This is a genomic window from Mycobacterium sp. 134 (assembly GCF_048282715.1).
Lineage (GTDB): Bacteria > Actinomycetota > Actinomycetes > Mycobacteriales > Mycobacteriaceae > Mycobacterium > Mycobacterium septicum.
The window spans coordinates 1,664,275-1,679,991 of record NZ_JBLVUN010000008.1 but is presented as its reverse complement, the minus strand read 5'-3'; the positions used below and the strand labels follow the sequence as shown (position 1 = coordinate 1,679,991).

General features: G+C 68.3%; 13 protein-coding genes and 2 pseudogenes. 8 read left to right on the top strand and 7 right to left on the bottom strand.

The window, feature by feature from the left end; translation table 11 throughout:
* Window position 1: 1 nt before the first annotated feature.
* Window positions 2–955, top strand: a complete 954-nt coding sequence (gene dapD / locus ACNQVK_RS12845) for a 2,3,4,5-tetrahydropyridine-2,6-dicarboxylate N-succinyltransferase (RefSeq protein WP_418029817.1) — start codon at window positions 2–4, stop codon at window positions 953–955.
* Window positions 956–965: 10 nt separating this feature from the next.
* Here the strand turns inward: dapD and ACNQVK_RS12840 are convergent, their stop codons facing one another.
* The 3 genes from ACNQVK_RS12840 to ACNQVK_RS12830 form a co-directional block, all read right to left on the bottom strand.
* Window positions 966–2,222 carry a glycoside hydrolase family 27 protein gene (locus ACNQVK_RS12840; RefSeq protein ID WP_418029816.1) on the bottom strand — a complete coding sequence of 419 codons (1,257 nt, stop codon included), beginning with the start codon at window positions 2,220–2,222 and terminating at the stop codon, window positions 966–968.
* Window positions 2,223–2,596: 374 nt separating this feature from the next.
* Complete coding sequence (locus tag ACNQVK_RS12835; RefSeq protein ID WP_418029815.1) at window positions 2,597–2,944, bottom strand: VOC family protein; 348 nt, start codon at window positions 2,942–2,944, stop codon at window positions 2,597–2,599.
* Window positions 2,935–4,341 carry an acyl-CoA synthetase gene (locus ACNQVK_RS12830; RefSeq protein ID WP_418029814.1) on the bottom strand — a complete coding sequence of 469 codons (1,407 nt, stop codon included), beginning with the start codon at window positions 4,339–4,341 and terminating at the stop codon, window positions 2,935–2,937. Before ACNQVK_RS12830 ends, ACNQVK_RS12835 begins: the two co-directional genes overlap by 10 nt.
* A gap of 78 nt (window positions 4,342–4,419) precedes the next feature.
* Between ACNQVK_RS12830 and ACNQVK_RS12825 the strand changes: the two are divergent.
* From ACNQVK_RS12825 to ACNQVK_RS12815, 3 genes and pseudogenes are all read left to right on the top strand, one after another.
* A pseudogene (locus ACNQVK_RS12825) lies at window positions 4,420–4,887 on the top strand (DUF309 domain-containing protein); the annotation flags it as partial.
* Between the two features lie 3 nt (window positions 4,888–4,890).
* The gene (locus tag ACNQVK_RS12820; RefSeq protein WP_418034147.1) at window positions 4,891–5,445 is read left to right on the top strand and encodes an NUDIX domain-containing protein; all 555 of its coding nucleotides are present in this window, start codon (window positions 4,891–4,893) and stop codon (window positions 5,443–5,445) included.
* 34 nt (window positions 5,446–5,479) lie between these two features.
* Window positions 5,480–6,511, top strand: coding sequence for an isopenicillin N synthase family dioxygenase (locus ACNQVK_RS12815; protein ID WP_418029813.1), 1,032 nt, complete (start codon window positions 5,480–5,482; stop codon window positions 6,509–6,511).
* 9 nt (window positions 6,512–6,520) lie between these two features.
* Here ACNQVK_RS12815 and ACNQVK_RS12810 read toward each other — a convergent pair whose 3' ends face one another.
* Window positions 6,521–7,480 (bottom strand): proline dehydrogenase family protein, encoded by a 960-nt coding sequence (locus ACNQVK_RS12810; protein ID WP_418029811.1) that lies wholly within the window; start codon window positions 7,478–7,480, stop codon window positions 6,521–6,523.
* 1 nt (window position 7,481) lies between these two features.
* Window positions 7,482–9,109, bottom strand: a pseudogene (gene pruA / locus ACNQVK_RS12805) (L-glutamate gamma-semialdehyde dehydrogenase).
* 83 nt (window positions 9,110–9,192) lie between these two features.
* Between pruA and ACNQVK_RS12800 the strand changes: the two are divergent.
* The 4 genes from ACNQVK_RS12800 (at window position 9,193) to ACNQVK_RS12785 (ending at window position 14,183) form a co-directional block, all read left to right on the top strand.
* Window positions 9,193–10,791 (top strand): PucR family transcriptional regulator, encoded by a 1,599-nt coding sequence (locus ACNQVK_RS12800; RefSeq protein WP_418029810.1) that lies wholly within the window; start codon window positions 9,193–9,195, stop codon window positions 10,789–10,791.
* 87 nt (window positions 10,792–10,878) lie between these two features.
* Window positions 10,879–12,363: a carotenoid oxygenase family protein gene (locus ACNQVK_RS12795; protein WP_418029808.1), complete on the top strand. Its 1,485-nt coding sequence runs from the start codon at window positions 10,879–10,881 to the stop codon at window positions 12,361–12,363.
* A 9-nt stretch (window positions 12,364–12,372) separates the two neighbouring features.
* Entirely contained in the window at window positions 12,373–13,569 is a 1,197-nt protein-coding gene (locus ACNQVK_RS12790; protein ID WP_418029807.1) for a sensor histidine kinase, read from the top strand.
* Window positions 13,566–14,183 carry a response regulator gene (locus ACNQVK_RS12785; protein WP_090428171.1) on the top strand — a complete coding sequence of 206 codons (618 nt, stop codon included), beginning with the start codon at window positions 13,566–13,568 and terminating at the stop codon, window positions 14,181–14,183. The genes ACNQVK_RS12790 and ACNQVK_RS12785 overlap by 4 nt, the downstream gene beginning before the upstream one ends.
* A gap of 6 nt (window positions 14,184–14,189) precedes the next feature.
* Here ACNQVK_RS12785 and dapC read toward each other — a convergent pair whose 3' ends face one another.
* Together dapC and fdxA are read right to left on the bottom strand one after the other, a co-directional pair.
* Complete coding sequence (gene dapC, locus ACNQVK_RS12780; protein ID WP_418029806.1) at window positions 14,190–15,290, bottom strand: succinyldiaminopimelate transaminase; 1,101 nt, start codon at window positions 15,288–15,290, stop codon at window positions 14,190–14,192.
* Window positions 15,291–15,319: 29 nt separating this feature from the next.
* Window positions 15,320–15,643 carry a ferredoxin gene (gene fdxA / locus ACNQVK_RS12775; RefSeq protein WP_044519824.1) on the bottom strand — a complete coding sequence of 108 codons (324 nt, stop codon included), beginning with the start codon at window positions 15,641–15,643 and terminating at the stop codon, window positions 15,320–15,322.
* Between the last annotated feature and the right edge of the window lie 74 nt (window positions 15,644–15,717).

The following is a 15,717-nucleotide window of genomic DNA, read 5'->3' as shown; positions in this document are numbered from 1 at the left end:
CTTGGCCAACGTGACTGCAGCATCTGGCGTCGGCCTGGCCACCATCACTGCCGACGGGACCGTCCTGGACACCTGGTTTCCCGCCCCTGAGCTGAGCGCCTCCGGCGACGCCGGCACGGTGAAGCTCACCGGTGATGACATCCCCGCCGAATTCGCGGGCCTGACCGGCCCCGATGCCGACCGCGGTGTCGACGTGGTGGCGGTGCGCACCACGATCACCGACCTCGCGGACAAGCCCGCCGACGCGCATGACGCCTACCTGCGGCTGCACCTGCTCTCGCACCGGCTCGTGGCCCCGCACGGCGCCAACATGGACGGCATCTTCGGGGCGCTGGCCAACGTGGTGTGGACCAACTTCGGCCCGTGCGCGGTCGAGGGCTTCGAGACCGTGCGCGCCAAGCTGCGCCGGCGCGGGGCCGTCGCGGTCTACGGCGTCGACAAGTTCCCGCGGATGGTCGACTACGTGTTGCCGTCGGGCGTCCGGATCGCCGACGCCGATCGCGTCCGCCTCGGTGCGCATCTGGCCGCCGGTACGACGGTCATGCACGAAGGCTTTGTGAACTTCAACGCCGGCACGCTGGGCACCTCAATGGTGGAGGGCCGAATCTCCGGCGGTGTGGTGGTTGGTGACGGCTCCGACATCGGCGGCGGCGCATCGATCATGGGCACGCTGTCCGGCGGCGGCAAAGAGGTGATCTCGGTGGGCAAGCGCTGCCTGCTGGGGGCCAACGCGGGCCTGGGCATCTCACTCGGCGATGACTGCGTGGTCGAGGCCGGGCTGTACGTCACCGCCGGCACCAAGGTGACCACGTCGGACGGTCAAACCACCAAGGCAGTCGAGCTCTCGGGAGCCAACAACCTGCTGTTCCGCCGCAACTCGCTCTCGGGCGCGGTCGAGGTGGTCAAGCGCGACGGCACCGGCATCACGCTCAACGAGGCACTGCACGCCAACTAGGACCGGTTTCCTAGTTCGCACCGCAGTCCGGCGTCACCCGCAGCATCACCACGCCGTGACCGGGCACCTGCCGTTCGATGGTGCCGGTCGCGGTGGTTTCGGTGTGCTGCCACAGATCGCGGACGGTCGCGCAGTTGTCGTCGGCCAATCCGATGGCGCCCAGGTCGGTGCGGATGGTCTGCGGCCCGTCAGACTGGTTGAACAGGGCCAGCGCCGCTGCGCCGTCGGTCAACGGTTTGACCACCACCCGCGGATCATCCGTGAGCGTCTGCCCCTGCACCATCAGCCGATCTTGGTCGACGGCGAGCACGTCCCGGTTGGTCAGGATGTCTCTCGTCTCGTCCGTCATGGCGCGAATATCGTTGCCGGCCAACAGAGGTGCGGCGAGCATCGCCCACAGTGAGAAGTGGGCGCGCTGCTCCGTATCGGTGAGATCGGGCCGCGGCGCACCCAACGCCATGGTCGGATGCCCGACGACGAACTGGTTCCAGCCGACCCCGACCACCAGCATGTCGGGATCGTTGACGTGAGTCGGTTTACTTTGCGGCGCAAGCGGACCCGATTGACTGAACGCCTGGCTCACCCCGGCCAGGCCCTCCCGCCACAACGCGGCATCGCCCCACGTGGGAACCAGGTCGACGGCGTCGCGGGTGATGTCAGCGATGTGCGACCAGTCGTAGGCAAGCCCGGCCGCCGGGTCGCCGGAGCTGTTCGGGTTGATGCTGTAGACGATGTGACGACCACTGGCACGCAACGCATCCCGCATCGCGGTGAAGTACTGCACCTGCTCGTCGTGGCCGGCCTCCATCCGGCACCAGTCGTACTTGAGGTAGTCGACGCCCCACCCGGCGAACGTCTTGGCATCGGCTTGCTCGTGCCCCGCCCCACCGATCCGGGGATCCTGCCCGCAGCCCTGGTTGAACGGGCTGTGGTAGATCCCCAGCAGCAAGCCGCGGTCGTGCGCGTACTGGGCCAACGCGGCGATGCCATGGGGGAAGCGGTCCGGGTCGGCCCGCAGCGAGCCGTCTGCGCTGCGAGTCGGCGCCGCCCAACCGGCATCCAGGTTCACGTAGCGGTATCCGGCATCGCGCATACCCGAGGAGACCATCGCGTCGATGGTCTCGTGCACGCTCTGCTCGGTCAGAGTGATGCCGGAGTTCCAGGAGTTCCAGCCCAGCGGCGGCAACTGCGGATGCGGCGGCGGGGCCGGTGCACTGCACGCGGCCAGCAGGCCGACGCAAGCCACCAGGCGACCGAGTCCGCGCATGCCGTCATGGTGGCATCGTTGCCTGGCAACTCACTTTGACGCTCAACTCAGGTGCAAGGAATCCCGTGGGGGCCACCCACCCAGTGACCTGGTGGAGATTGCCACGGGCACCATTTCTTGATCTGTCCGGGTGGGCCCATGTTGACCCCGGGGTTCCAGTCAACCCAACCGGGCCCTGGAATCCACGGGATGTTGGGACCCCATCCAGGGTCAGCCTGTGCCGAACCCGCACCCAATCCCAATCCCAGCGACCCAAGGCCGAGCGCGCCGGCGATCATCGCCGTTCCAGCGGCTTTCTTGAGATTCATGCTTGCCTCCAAACCGAGGCAGGGCGCTGACGTGCGATTAACGCCCCGTCAGTAACCAACGTACCCCTACTCGGCAGCGAGCACGCAGAACTCGTTGCCCTCCGGGTCGGCAAGCACCACCCATGTCTCCTCGCCTTGGCCGATGTCGACGTGGCGGGCACCCAGGCCGATCAACCGGTCCACCTCGGCCTGTTGATCCTCCGGCGTGAAGTCCGGATGCAGACGGTTCTTGACCACCTTGTCCTCCGGCACGGCGGTGAACAACCAGATCGGGCCGGCACCCGGTGGCGGGGTGAGGATGACGTCGCCGTCGGCATCCGTGTGTGCGGGCCAGCCGAGCGCTTCCGACCACCACGCCCCCAACGCTTCGGGGTCGTGTGCGTCGATGCAGATCTCGGAGAACCTCAACCCCATTGCGCCAGTTCCTTTTTCATCACCTTGCCCATGGCGTTTCGGGGCAGGCTGTCCACCAGCCGCACTTCGCGAGGCCGTTTGTGCGCTGAAAGTTGTTGGGCGACAAAATCGATCAGCGTGTCGGGCGCAGCGGTGCCGACGACGAACGCGACGATGCGCTGCCCGAGATCGTCGTCGGGAACGCCGACCACAGCCACCTCGTCGACGCCGTCATGGCCCAGCAGCACCGTCTCGATCTCACCGGCGCCGATGCGATAGCCGCCCGACTTGATCAGATCCACCGACTCCCGCCCGACGATGCGGTGCATGCCGTCGGCGTCGATGACCGCGACATCGCCGGTGCGGTACCAGCCGTCGGGATCGAAGGCCTCGGTGGTGGCCTCGGGCCGGTTGAGGTAGCCACCGAACACCATGGGGCCCTTGATCTGCAACCGTCCGATGGTCTCGCCGTCGTGCGGCACCGGTGCGCCGTCGTCGTCGACGAGCCGGGTCTGCACCCCGTCCAGGGGCAGCCCGACCCAGCCCGGCCTGCGCTCTCCGTCGGCCCGGGTGCTCAGCGTGATCAGCGATTCGGTGCTGCCATAGCGCTCTACCGGCGCATGTCCGGTGAGCCGCACCAGTTCGTCGAATACCGGCACCGGCAGCGGCGCGCTGCCGGAGACCAGCAGCCGGGCCGTGGCCAGGGCCAGCGCCGAGTCGAGATCCTTGACCACCCGCGACCACACCGTGGGCACCCCGAAGTACAGCGTTCCCTGGGCCTGCGCGTACGCGGCCGGTGTCGGTTTCCCGGTGTGCACGAAGCGGTTTCCGATCCGGAGCGAGCCGAGCAGGCCCAGCACCAGGCCGTGCACGTGGAACAGCGGCAGCCCGTGCACCAGGGTGTCGGCAGCGGTCCACTCCCACGCGGCGGCCAGGGCGTCGATGTCGTCGGCAATGGCCTGCCGGCTGATCGGCACACCCTTGGGCGCTCCGGTGGTCCCGGACGTGTACATGATGATCGCGGTCGAACTCGCCGCCGGCTCGGGATAGCGGTGCCAGGACCGAGCGTGCAGCCGCACCGGGATGTGTGGCAGTCCCTCGGTCTCCTCGGGCCGCTCCCCCAGCCAGGCCTGGGCGCCGGAGTCGGCGAGGATGTGCCGTCGCTCTGCCGCGCCGACGTCGGCGGGTACCGGGACCACCGGCACACCGGCGATCAGGCAGCCGATGATGGCGAGAACAGTCGTCGGGGTCGGTGTCGCCAGGACGGCGACACGTTGCGCGACAGCCACCCGCTCGGCCACCGAGGTGGCGGCGCCGACGAGATCACTGCGGCTCAGCACGGCACCGTCGATGGAAACGGCATCGTCGAGCTCGGCGCCGGCGGCGACGGCCGCGGGGTTCAGGGAGGCCAGCAACACCCTTGTGAGGCTACCGGCGTGCCGTCCGGCGATCCCACACACTCGACAGGACGGGGAGTTGGCGACAGGCTGGTGCCCATGGGCACAGCTGCGCGCGACCGCGACGACTCAGGCCGGCCCCGCAGCACTCGCCCGCGTGACGCACTCGGCCGGCCGTTGCCCTACGGCAGTGAGGGCGTCGCACGGATTCCTGACGACCTCGAGCTCTCACCGGCCGAAACTCTCGCCTACGCCCAGGATCTGCTCGACGGTGGCCAGGCGTTCAGCGCCCACGAAGTACTCGAAGCGGCGTGGAAGAACGGCCCGGAGCATGAACGTGCGCTCTGGCAGGGACTGGCACAGCTGGCCGTGGGCATCACCCATGTCCAGCGCGGTAACCGGACCGGTGCCGGAGCCCTGTTGAGACGAGCATCGGCGCGGCTGTCGATTGCCGACCGGCCGGCGCCCTACGACATCGACGTGACCCACCTGGTCGAGTTCGCCGCCACGCTCGCCGATGAGATCGACCAGGGCGACGTCGACGCGGAGCGCCTGCACGTCCGCCTGCGCGTGGACACGATCCGGCAGACGGCGACGCGCGAGGTGTACCGGAACAACTGGTTGACGCTGCGCGAGGACGACATCGTCCGGCCCGACGGCAGTACCGGCATCTACGCCGTGGTGGACAAGCCGACCTACGCACTGGTGATCCCGTACGACCCCGCTCAGGATCGGTTCCACCTCGTCGAACAGTTCCGCTACCCACTCGGACTGCGACGCTGGGAGTTTCCCCAGGGCACCGCGCCCGAACAGGAGCATCTGGACCCGACTGCGTTGGCCCACCGCGAGCTTCGGGAGGAAACCGGGCTGCGCGCCGAGAGCATGGAGCGTTTGGGCCAGCTCGACGTGGCTGCCGGGATGAGCAGCCAGCGGGGGTGGGTGTTCCTGGCGACCGGCCTCACCGAGGGTGAACACGAACGCGAGCACGAGGAACAGGACATGCACAGCGCTTGGTTCTCCCGTGCCGAGCTGGACCGCATGATCCGGGACGGTGACATCACCGATGCCCAGAGCCTGGCTGCGTTGACATTTCTGCTGTTGCGCGAGAGCGGAATTCAGCGTTGACATCAACTTAGGTTGAGGTTCTAGCGTCGAGTCCGTGAGCCAACCAGAGGTGATAGTCGACCAAGTCGTCCTTCGAGACGGCTTCGTCCCATTGATCGATATCAGCAGCGCCCGCGATGGCGACCCCCGCCAGCGCCAGGCGGTGGCCGATGCCATCGGCCGGTGCTGTGAGAACAGCGGATTTCTGCTGCTCGTCGGCCATGGGGTGCCCGAAAAAGCGATCGAGGACGTCAACCGCGCTCTGCGCGAGTTCTTCTCGCTGCCGCAGGCCGTGAAAGAACAGATCGGGGCGGATCCTGCCGATCCGCTGGCCCGGGGATTCAGCAGCGCAGGCAGCCTCGCAGCCACCAACGACGGAGCCGACCGCACGACCGAGCACGAGTCTCCCGACCGCGTTGAGAAATTCGTGCACTTTCCGCTGGGCAACCCGGAGGGATACGACGGAGCGGGATGGACCGATGAACGCGTGTTCGTCGCCGAACGATGGCCCGAGGTTCCCGGATTCCGAACGGCCTACCAACGCTACTACGACGAGATGTCCTCCCTTGCGACCGAATTGGCGCGACTGTTCGCACTGGCCCTGGGTCTGCGTGAAGATTGGTTCGACTCCTCGATCGACCGGCACAACTCCAACCTGATGGCCAACCACTACCCGGCCGACGACCAACCGGCAGGCCACATCCGGCTGAGCCAGCACAGCGACTGGGGCAACCTCACGATCCTGCTGCAGGACGAATCCCAGAGCGGGCTACAGGTTCTCAACGATCGCGGTGAGTGGCTCGACGTGCCGGTGGTTCCGGGCGCGTTCGTCATCAACATCGGTGACCTGCTGGCACGGTGGACCAACGACCGGTGGGTCAGCACGGTGCACCGCGTGGTCAGCACCGGAGCGCCGACCGCCGAACGGTTCACCCTTCCGTTCTTCCACCAGCCGAACTACGACGCGGTGATCGAGTGCATTCCCACGTGCGCCTCAGCGGACAACCCAGCACGGTATGAGCCGGTGGTGTCGGGACCATACCTGCTCAACAAGTTCAAGGTCGCCTACGACCTGAGTCCTGACTGAGGTTGTGGCTCAGTGCCGCTCGGCCAGGGCGCGCAGGAAGAACATCAGGTTGGCCGGACGCTCGGCCAGCCGCCGCACGAAGTAGCCGTACCACTCGTTGCCGAACGGGACGTACACCCGCACATGGTTGCCCGTATCGGCCAGCCGGCGTTGCTCGGCGTCGCGGATGTTGTAGAGCATCTGGTACTCGAAACCGTCTACCCCGCGCCCGAACTCGGCGGCCAGCTCCGGTACGGCGTCGATGATCACCGGGTCGTGTGAGGCCACCATCGGGTAGCCCGTTCCGGCCATGAGCACCCGCAGGCACCGCAGGTAGGAGTCGGTGACCTCATCGGCATCGCGGTAGGCCACCGGGGCAGGTTCGTCGTAAGCGCCCTTGCAGAGCCGAATCCGGGCTCCGGCTGCGGCGAACTCGCGGCAATCTGCCTCGGTGCGGTGCAGGTAGGCCTGCAGTACCGTTCCCAGCCAGTCGAATTCGGTCCGCAGGTCACGGACGATCGACAGGGTCGAGTCGGTGGTGGTGTGGTCCTCGGCGTCCACGGTCACCCAGGCCCCCACCTCACGGGCCTTGGCGCAGATGGTGTGCGCGTTCTCGTAGGCGATCTTCTCACCGTCACGGGGCAGCGCCTGGCCGAGGGCCGAGAGCTTGAGCGACACTTCGAGCGGCCGCACTGTCGCGGCGGCGTCACCGCGCTGCGACAGACCCTCCAGCAGGGTCAGGTAGGCCTGCACGGTGCGTTCGGCGTCCTCGTTGCTCGTGGTGTCCTCGCCGAGGTAGTCGACAGTGACGAAGCGGCCCGAATCGCGCAGCGCACCAACGGTGTCGAGCGCATCCGGCACCGTCTCCCCCGCGACGAAACGGTCGACCACCTTGCGGGTGACGGGGAGGCGTTCAGCGGTGTGGCGCAGTCGCGGCGAGTGCGAAGCGGCCAGGATCGCGGGGCGGGCAACCCGCTGGAACACGCCCATGTCAGGCCTCCATGTGCGGGTAGGTGTGGTTGGTGGGCGGCACGAACGTCTCCTTGATGGAGCGGGCCGAGGTCCAGCGCAACAGGTTCAGCGCCGAGCCGGCCTTGTCGTTGGTGCCCGAGGCCCGTGATCCGCCGAACGGCTGCTGGCCGACGACCGCACCGGTCGGTTTGTCGTTGACGTAGAAGTTGCCTGCCGCGTTCCGCAGCCGGTCGGCGGCGGTGAGCACCGCCGCGCGATCGTCGGCGATCACCGCGCCGGTCAAGGCGTAGCGGGCGCCGGTGTCGACGACATCGAGGATCCGCTCGTACTCGGCGTCCGGATACACGTGCACTGCCAGGATCGGCCCGAAGTACTCGGTGGAGAAGGCCTCGTCGGTCGGGTCGTCGGACAGCAGGACTGTGGGCCGCACGAAATAGCCCTCGCTGTCGTCATATTCGCCACCGGCTGCGATGGTGACGCCCGCGGCTCCCTTGGCCCGCTCGATGGCCGCGACATTCTTGGCGAAGGCGCGTTCGTCGATCACGGCCCCGCCGTAGTTGGTCAGGTCGGTGACATCCCCGTATTTGAGGTCCGATGTGGCCGAGAGGAAATCGTCGCCCATCTGGTGCCACACCGAGCGCGGGATGAAGGCCCGGGAGGCCGCTGAGCATTTCTGCCCCTGGTAGTCGAAGGCTCCGCGAATCAGGGCGGTGCGCAGCACATCCGGGCGGGCCGAGGCGTGCGCGACGACGAAGTCCTTGCCTCCGGTCTCGCCGACCAATCGTGGATACGTGTGGTACCGGTCGATGTTCGCGCCGACCTCACGCCATAGGTGCTGGAAGGTGGCGGTCGAGCCGGTGAAGTGGATGCCGGCCAGTCGCGGATCAGTCAGCGCCACATCGGAAACCGCGATCCCGTCACCGGTCACCAGGTTGATCACCCCTGGCGGCAGCCCGGCGGCTTCCAGCAGCTGCATGGTCAGGTAGGCCGCGAAGGTCTGGGTGGGTGAGGGTTTCCACACCACGGTGTTGCCCATCAGTGCGGGCGCGGTGGGCAGGTTGCCCGCGATCGCGGTGAAGTTGAACGGGGTGATGGCGTAGACGAAGCCTTCGAGCGGCCGGTGGTCGGTGCGGTTCCACACACCGGGGCTGCTGACCGGCTGCTGGGCCAGGATCTGGCGGGCGAATTCGACGTTGAACCGCCAGAAGTCGATCAGCTCGCAGGGCGCGTCGATCTCGGCCTGATAGGCGGTCTTGGACTGGCCGAGCATGGTGGCCGCGGCGATCTTCTCCCGCCACGGCCCGGACAGCAGGTCGGCCGCACGCAGGAACACGGCTGCGCGTTCGTCGAACGGCATCGCCGCCCACTCGCGCTTGGCGGCCAGGGCGGCGTCGATGGCCGCGCGGGCGTCGGCGTGTTCGGCGTTGGTCAGCGTGCCCAGCCGCGCGCTGTGGCAGTGCGGCTGCACCACGTCGATGCGTGCGCCGCTGCCCATCGTGTGTCTGCCGCCGATGACGTGCGGCAGGTCGATCGGGGCGCCGGCCAGTTCGCCGAGCGCAGTGGCGAGCCGGGTGCGTTCCCCGAGCCCGGCGCATAGTCATGGACCGGCTCGTTGGCCGGCGAGGGCACGTCGGTGATGGCATCCATGAGTCAAGAATCCCCGACGTGACCCACGCAACACTTGTCCGATCAGACAAGCCTCACGCCACCGGTCAGTAGAATCGGACAATATGCGGACTACGGGTGTCAGCCTGGGCCAACTGCTGTTGGCGCTGGATGCCACGCTGGTACGGCTGATCCAGGCGCCACGCGGCCTGGATCAGCCCGTGGCCTCGGCCGCACTGATCGACTCCGACGATGTGCGTCTGGGCCTGGCGCCGTCCGCGGGAGCTGCCGACGTGTTCTTCCTGCTCGGGGTCTCCGAGATGGATGCGCTGCGCTGGGTCGAGCAACAGACTGTGCGACGGGCGCCCGCGGCGATCTTCATCAAGGAACCGTCGGCGGCGGTGGTCAGCCACGCGGTGGCGGCCGGCACCGCGGTGGTGGCAGTCGATCCCAGGGCCCGTTGGGAACGGCTCTACCGGTTGGTCAACCACGTCTTCGAGCATCACGGCGACGGCGCGCTGCACGCGTCGGACACCGATCTGTTCGGCCTGGCCCAGTCCGTTGCCGAACGCACCCACGGCATGGTCAGCATCGAGGATGCCCAGTCGCACGTGCTGGCCTATTCGGCCTCCAGCGATGAGGCGGACGAGTTGCGGCGGTTGTCGATTCTCGGCCGGGCAGGCCCGCCGGAGCATCTGGCCTGGATCGCACAATGGGGCATCTTCGACGCATTGCGCTCCCGGCCGGAGGCGGTGCGGGTGGCCGAGCGTCCCGAACTGGGGTTGCGTCCCCGGTTGGCCATCGGCATCTTCGCACCCGCCGTCGACGAGCGTCGGGCCCCTGCCTTCGTCGGCACGATCTGGGTTCAGCAGGGCAGCCATCCGCTGGCCGAGGATGCCGAGGACGTGCTGCGCGGCGCCGCGGTCCTGGCCGCGCGCATCATCGCCCGGCTGGCCTCCGCCCCGTCGACGCACGCCGTGCGAGTGCAGGAACTCCTTGGGTTGGGCGAAGCCGGCGCTCCGGTGGAGGTGGAGTTGATCGCCAGAGAGTTGGGTGTGGCCGTCGACGGCCGAGCCGCGGTGATCGGCTTCGACAGCCGCGCCGGAGGCGCGAGAACTGCCGGCGGGCCGCCCGACACCCGGCTGGCCGACGTGCTGGCGTTGAGCGCCAGCGCTTTTCGCCATGACGCGCAGATGGCGTCGGCGGGGTCCCGCGTCTACGTGTTGTTCCCCAGCACCGGCAAGGCGGTGACTTCGTGGGTGCGCGGCACGGTGTCGGCGCTGCGGGCCGAATTGGGACTGCAGCTGCACGCGGTGATCGCCAGCCCGGTGGCCGGCCTGGCCGGCGCTGCGAGCGCCCGCACCGATGTGGACCGTGTACTCGATACGGCCGAGCGCCATCCCGGAACGCTGGCCGCGGTCACCTCACTGGCCGAGGCGCGCACCACGGTGCTGCTCGACGAGATCGTCACCGCGATCGCCTCGGATGAGCGGCTGATCGATCCGCGGGTGCGGACACTGCGCGCCGACGAGCCGGTGCTCGCCGAAACCCTCGGCGTGTACCTGGACTGCTTCGGCGATGTCGCTGCGGCGGCACAGCATCTGCATGTCCACCCCAACACCGTGCGCTACCGGATCCGCCGGGTCGAGCAGTTGCTGGCCACCTCACTCAACGATGCCGACGTGCGACTGCTGCTCTCGTTGAGCCTGCGCGCGACTGCTTGAGGGCGGGCCGCTGTCCATCGTTCGGTTGACAGACGAATCAGCCGTGAAGTCGTCGCGCGAAGCCAACCGGAGGAGCACCGTGGGGGTATGACAACCGAAGCGGTTCAGCAGGAATCCGAGCATCCGTATCTCAGCGGGAACTTCGCACCGGTGCATGACGAGGTCACCGTCACCGACCTCACCGTTACCGGGACCATTCCGGACTACCTCGACGGGCGTTATCTGCGCACCGGACCCAACCCCCTGCGAGCTCCCGATCCGCAGCGCTACCACTGGTTCTTCGGCGACGGCATGGCGCACGGGATCCGGCTGCGCGACGGCGCCGCGACCTGGTACCGCAACCGCTGGGTGCGCTCGTCCTCGGTGGCCCGCGAGCTCGGCGAGAAATGGGCGGGCGGCGCACACGCGGGGGGATTCGATTTCGCCGCCAACACCAACATCATCGGCCACGCCGGCAAGACCTTCGTCCTCACCGAGGCCGGCGTGCGGCCCTACGAACTCACCGAAGAGCTCGACACCGTGGGCCCGTCCGATTTCTGCGGAACCCTGTTCGGCGGCTTCACCGCACACCCCAAGCACGACCCGAAAACCGGTGAACTGCATGCGGTCTCATACAACCCGATGCGCGGCAACCTGGTCAGCTACACGGTCACCGGGGTGGACGGAAAGGTCCGGCGAGCAGTCGACATTCCCCTGCCCACACAGACGATGATGCACGACTTCACCCTGACCGAACACTACGTGGTGCTCTACGACCTGCCGGTGGTGCTGGACTTGTCCGCTGTGGTCAAGAGCGCCCCGGCCCGCACCGTGACGCGGCTGTTGACCAGGTTCGCCGCCACACACGTTGCACCGGACTTCCTGCTGCGTGCAACGATGCGCGGTTCCGAACACCGGGGGTTGCCGTTTTCGGGGATGCCCTACCGGTGGGCACCCGAGCGCGGCGCCCGCGTCGGGGTGATGCCGCGGGAGGGCTCGGCTGCCGACATCCGGTGGTTCGAAGTGCCGACATGCTATGTGTTCCACGCACTCAACGGATACGACCACACCGGGGCCGACGGCGAGCAGATCGTCCTCGATGTGGTGCGGCATCCAGCGGTGTTCACCACCGGGGATCAGTTGTTCACCGACTCGGTCACGTTGGACCGCTGGACCATCGACCTGAAAACCGGCCGGGTGCGCGAGCAACGGCTTCACGACGAGTCACAGGAGTTCCCCCGCGTCGACGAGCGGCTTGTCGGCCTACCCCATCGGTACGGCTACACCGTCGGTATCAATGTCGGGCCGGACGGAGCGCCGACCGCCGTCCTGCGCCACGATCTGCGCGATGGCGGCACCGAGCGCGTCGAGTTCGGCCCGGGACGCGAGCCCGGCGAGTTCGTCTTCGTGCCGGCCGGTCCGGACGCCGGCGAGAACGAGGGTGTGCTGATGGGATTCGTCTACGACCGCGCCGAGAATCGCAGCGATCTGGTGCTGCTCGACGGGCAGACCCTGGCACCTGTTGGCACCGTGCATATTCCGGTCCGGGTTCCGCACGGCTTCCACGGCAATTGGGTGGCGTCGGACCGTTAGCATCGGCTGATGACCGAGAACGGTCCTGGCCTGCGTGAGCCATCGAGCTGGCACTGGATGTGGGAGGCCTACGTCTGTGGCCTCTGCATCGCGGCGATGGTGGCGGTGGTGGTGCTGCAGCGGCCCCTCGGAGGGAACGTTCCCGTAGCCTGCGGCGCACTCGCCGCCATGGTGGTGATCGTTCTGACGTTCGGCCGCAAGGTTATTCGTGATGTGGATCCGTCCGCCGGTCCGGTGAGTGCCCGCGCGGCGGCGTTCGTCGCGGTGATGATCGGACTGTGGATCATCGCCATGCTGGCAGCGGACGCGGCGGTCACGGCGATCCCGGCGCTGTACCCACTGATCTTCGCCACGCTCCCGCTCACCGCTGCCCTCACGCTGACGTTCGTGGTCACGCTGGTTCCACTGGCACTGGCCGCGGCCGTTCATGGGCTGGGGTGGTCGAGCCTGCCCGCAGTGGCGGCGATAACGCTGGCGGGGGCGGTGGCGGCCCCGATCATCGGCACCTCGATCATGACCATCATGCGCCAGCGCAGGCAGTTGGAAGAGACAGTCGCCGAACTGGCGGCCACCCGGGCCGAGACCTCCCGGCTCTCGAGGGAGGCCGGTGCGGCCACCGAGCGGGAGCGGCTGGCCCGGGAAATCCACGACACCCTGGCGCAGGGATTCACCAGCATCGTCGCGCTCGCCCAGGCCGTGCAGGCCGAAAGCGAGAGCGATCCGGCCGCCGCCGCCCGCCATGTCGAGCTGATCCGCAGCACCGCACGGGACAACCTGGCCGAGGCCCGCACGATGGTGACCGGGCTGACGCCCGCCGCGTTGGAGGAGGGCTCGCTGTCCGCCGCCCTGCGCCGCCAGGCCGAGGGTCTGGCCGCCGAGACCGGAATCTCCGTCGACGTCCTCATCGACGATGATCTACCGCAGCTCGGCATGGCCGCCGATGTGGTGCTGCTGCGCAGTGCACAGGAGGCGATGGCGAACGTGCGCAGGCATGCCCACGCCAGCGTGCTGCACGTGCGGCTGCAACCGGACGCCGACGGGGTGCGGCTTTCTTTGTCCGACAACGGTATCGGCCTGCAACCCGATCACGTCGACGGGTTCGGCCTGCGCGGGATGCGGGCCCGGCTGGACCAGGTCGGCGGCACGTTGACGCTGTCCACACCGGAAGGTGGCGGGGTGCGGGTGGTCGTGGCGGTGCCGACATGACGACCGTCTTGCTGGTCGATGATCACCCCGTGGTCCGCGAGGGGCTGCGCGGCATGATCGACGCCGAGGATGACCTGACCGTGGTCGGTGAGGCCGGCTCGGGGGCCGAGGCGATCGGGCTGGCCCACACGCTTCGACCTGACGTCATCCTGATGGACCTGAGGATGCCCGGGATCGACGGTGTCACTGCCACCGCACAGATCCTGGCCGACAATCCGTCGACCCACATCGTCGTGGTCACGACCTACGAGAGCGATACCGATATCCTTCGCGCCGTCGAGGCGGGGGCGACGGGCTATCTGCTCAAGGACGCGTCCCGCGCCGAGTTGGCCCGCGCCGTGCGCGACGCCGCGCGCGGCAAGACGGTCCTCGCCCCGGGCGTGGCCGACCGACTGGTGAACGCGGTTCGGGCGCCGTCGGTGACACTGTCGACGCGCGAAGCGCAGGTGCTGGCCCTGGTGGGCACCGGCGCCACCAACTCCGATATCGGCCGCGCCCTGCACATCAGCGAGGCCACGGTGAAGACGCATCTGCTGCGGGCGTTCAACAAGCTCGGGGTGTCCGACCGGACGGCAGCGGTCACCACCGCGATGTCGCTCGGGTTGCTCGACTGAGCCGGATCAGGCCAGCCGCTGCACGGCAGTGGCGATCCGCTCGTCCGTCGCAGTCAGCGCGATCCGCACGTACTGCGCTCCGGCCGGCCCGTAGAACTCGCCCGGCGCGACCAGGATCCCGCGCTCGGCCAGCCACTTGACGGTGTCGCGGCAGGGCTCGCCGCGGGTGGCCCACAGGTACAGGCCCGCCTCGGAGTGTTCGACGGTGAACCCGGCTGCCTGCAGGGCGGGCAGCAGGACCGCACGGCGCTTCAGGTACCGCTCGCGTTGGATCGCTTCGTGCTCGTCGTCGTCGAGGGCTGCCACCATCGCGCCCTGCACCGGCGTCGGCACCATCATCCCGGCGTGCTTGCGCACCGCGAGCAGTTCGGCCACCACAGCGGGGTCCCCAGCGACGAAGCCGGCGCGGTAGCCGGCCAGCGAAGAGGTCTTGGACAGGGAGTGCACGGCCAGCAGGCCGGTGTGGTCGCCGTCGCAGACCGACGGGTGCAGCACGCTGAACGGCTCGGCTTCCCAGCTCAGGCCCAGGTAGCACTCGTCAGACGCGATCAGTACGCCACGGTCTCGGGCCCAGGCCACCACCTTGCGCAGGTGGTCCACCCCGAGCACGCGGCCGGTGGGATTGCTGGGCGAGTTCAGGTAGATCAGCGCGGGACGCTGCGGCCCCAGCTGGGTCAGCGAATCGGCGCGCAGCACCTGCGCCCCGGCCAGCAGGGCGCCCACCTCGTAGGTGGGGTAGGCGAGTTCGGGGACGACGACGGTATCGCCGGCGCCGATCGCCAGCAGCGTCGGCAGCCAGGCGATCAGCTCCTTGGTGCCGATCACCGGCAGCACCGCGTCCGGCGCCAGGTCGGTGATGCCGTAGCGGCGCTGCAGCGCGGCCACGGCGGAGGCACGAAGGGCCGGGGTACCGGCGGTCGTCGGGTAGCCGGGAGCGGAGCTGGCAGCGGCCAGCGCATCCCTGATCACCGGCGCCACCGGATCAACCGGAGTGCCTACCGAAAGGTCGACGATTCCGTCGGGGTGCGACCGGGCCAGAGCCGTGACGTCGGCCAGGGTGTCCCACGGGAACTCTGGCAGTGCCGCCGAACGACGCTGTCGCACCACGTCAGTCTCGAAGCCGGTCTCGACTGTGCTCAGTCCTCGGCCTTGGCCGGCAGATCCTTGATCACCTGCGGATCGTTGTCGGTCTCACCGACCTTGGAAGCGCCGCCGGGTGAGCCCAGTTCGGAGAAGAAGTCCGCGTTGGCCTGCGCGTAGCTGCTCCACTGGTCGGGCACGTCATCTTCGTAGTAGATGGCCTCGACCGGGCAGACCGGTTCGCACGCGCCGCAGTCCACACACTCGTCGGGGTGGATGTACAGCATGCGGGCACCCTCGTAGATGCAATCGACCGGGCATTCTTCGATACATGCCTTGTCTTTGACGTCGACGCAGGGTTCGGCAATGACGTACGTCACTGATGTCTCTCCTGTCCAGTGGGCTGCTGGGCTCGGTGGTCGGGACTCTGATGAGTTCGACGTCACAGTATGCG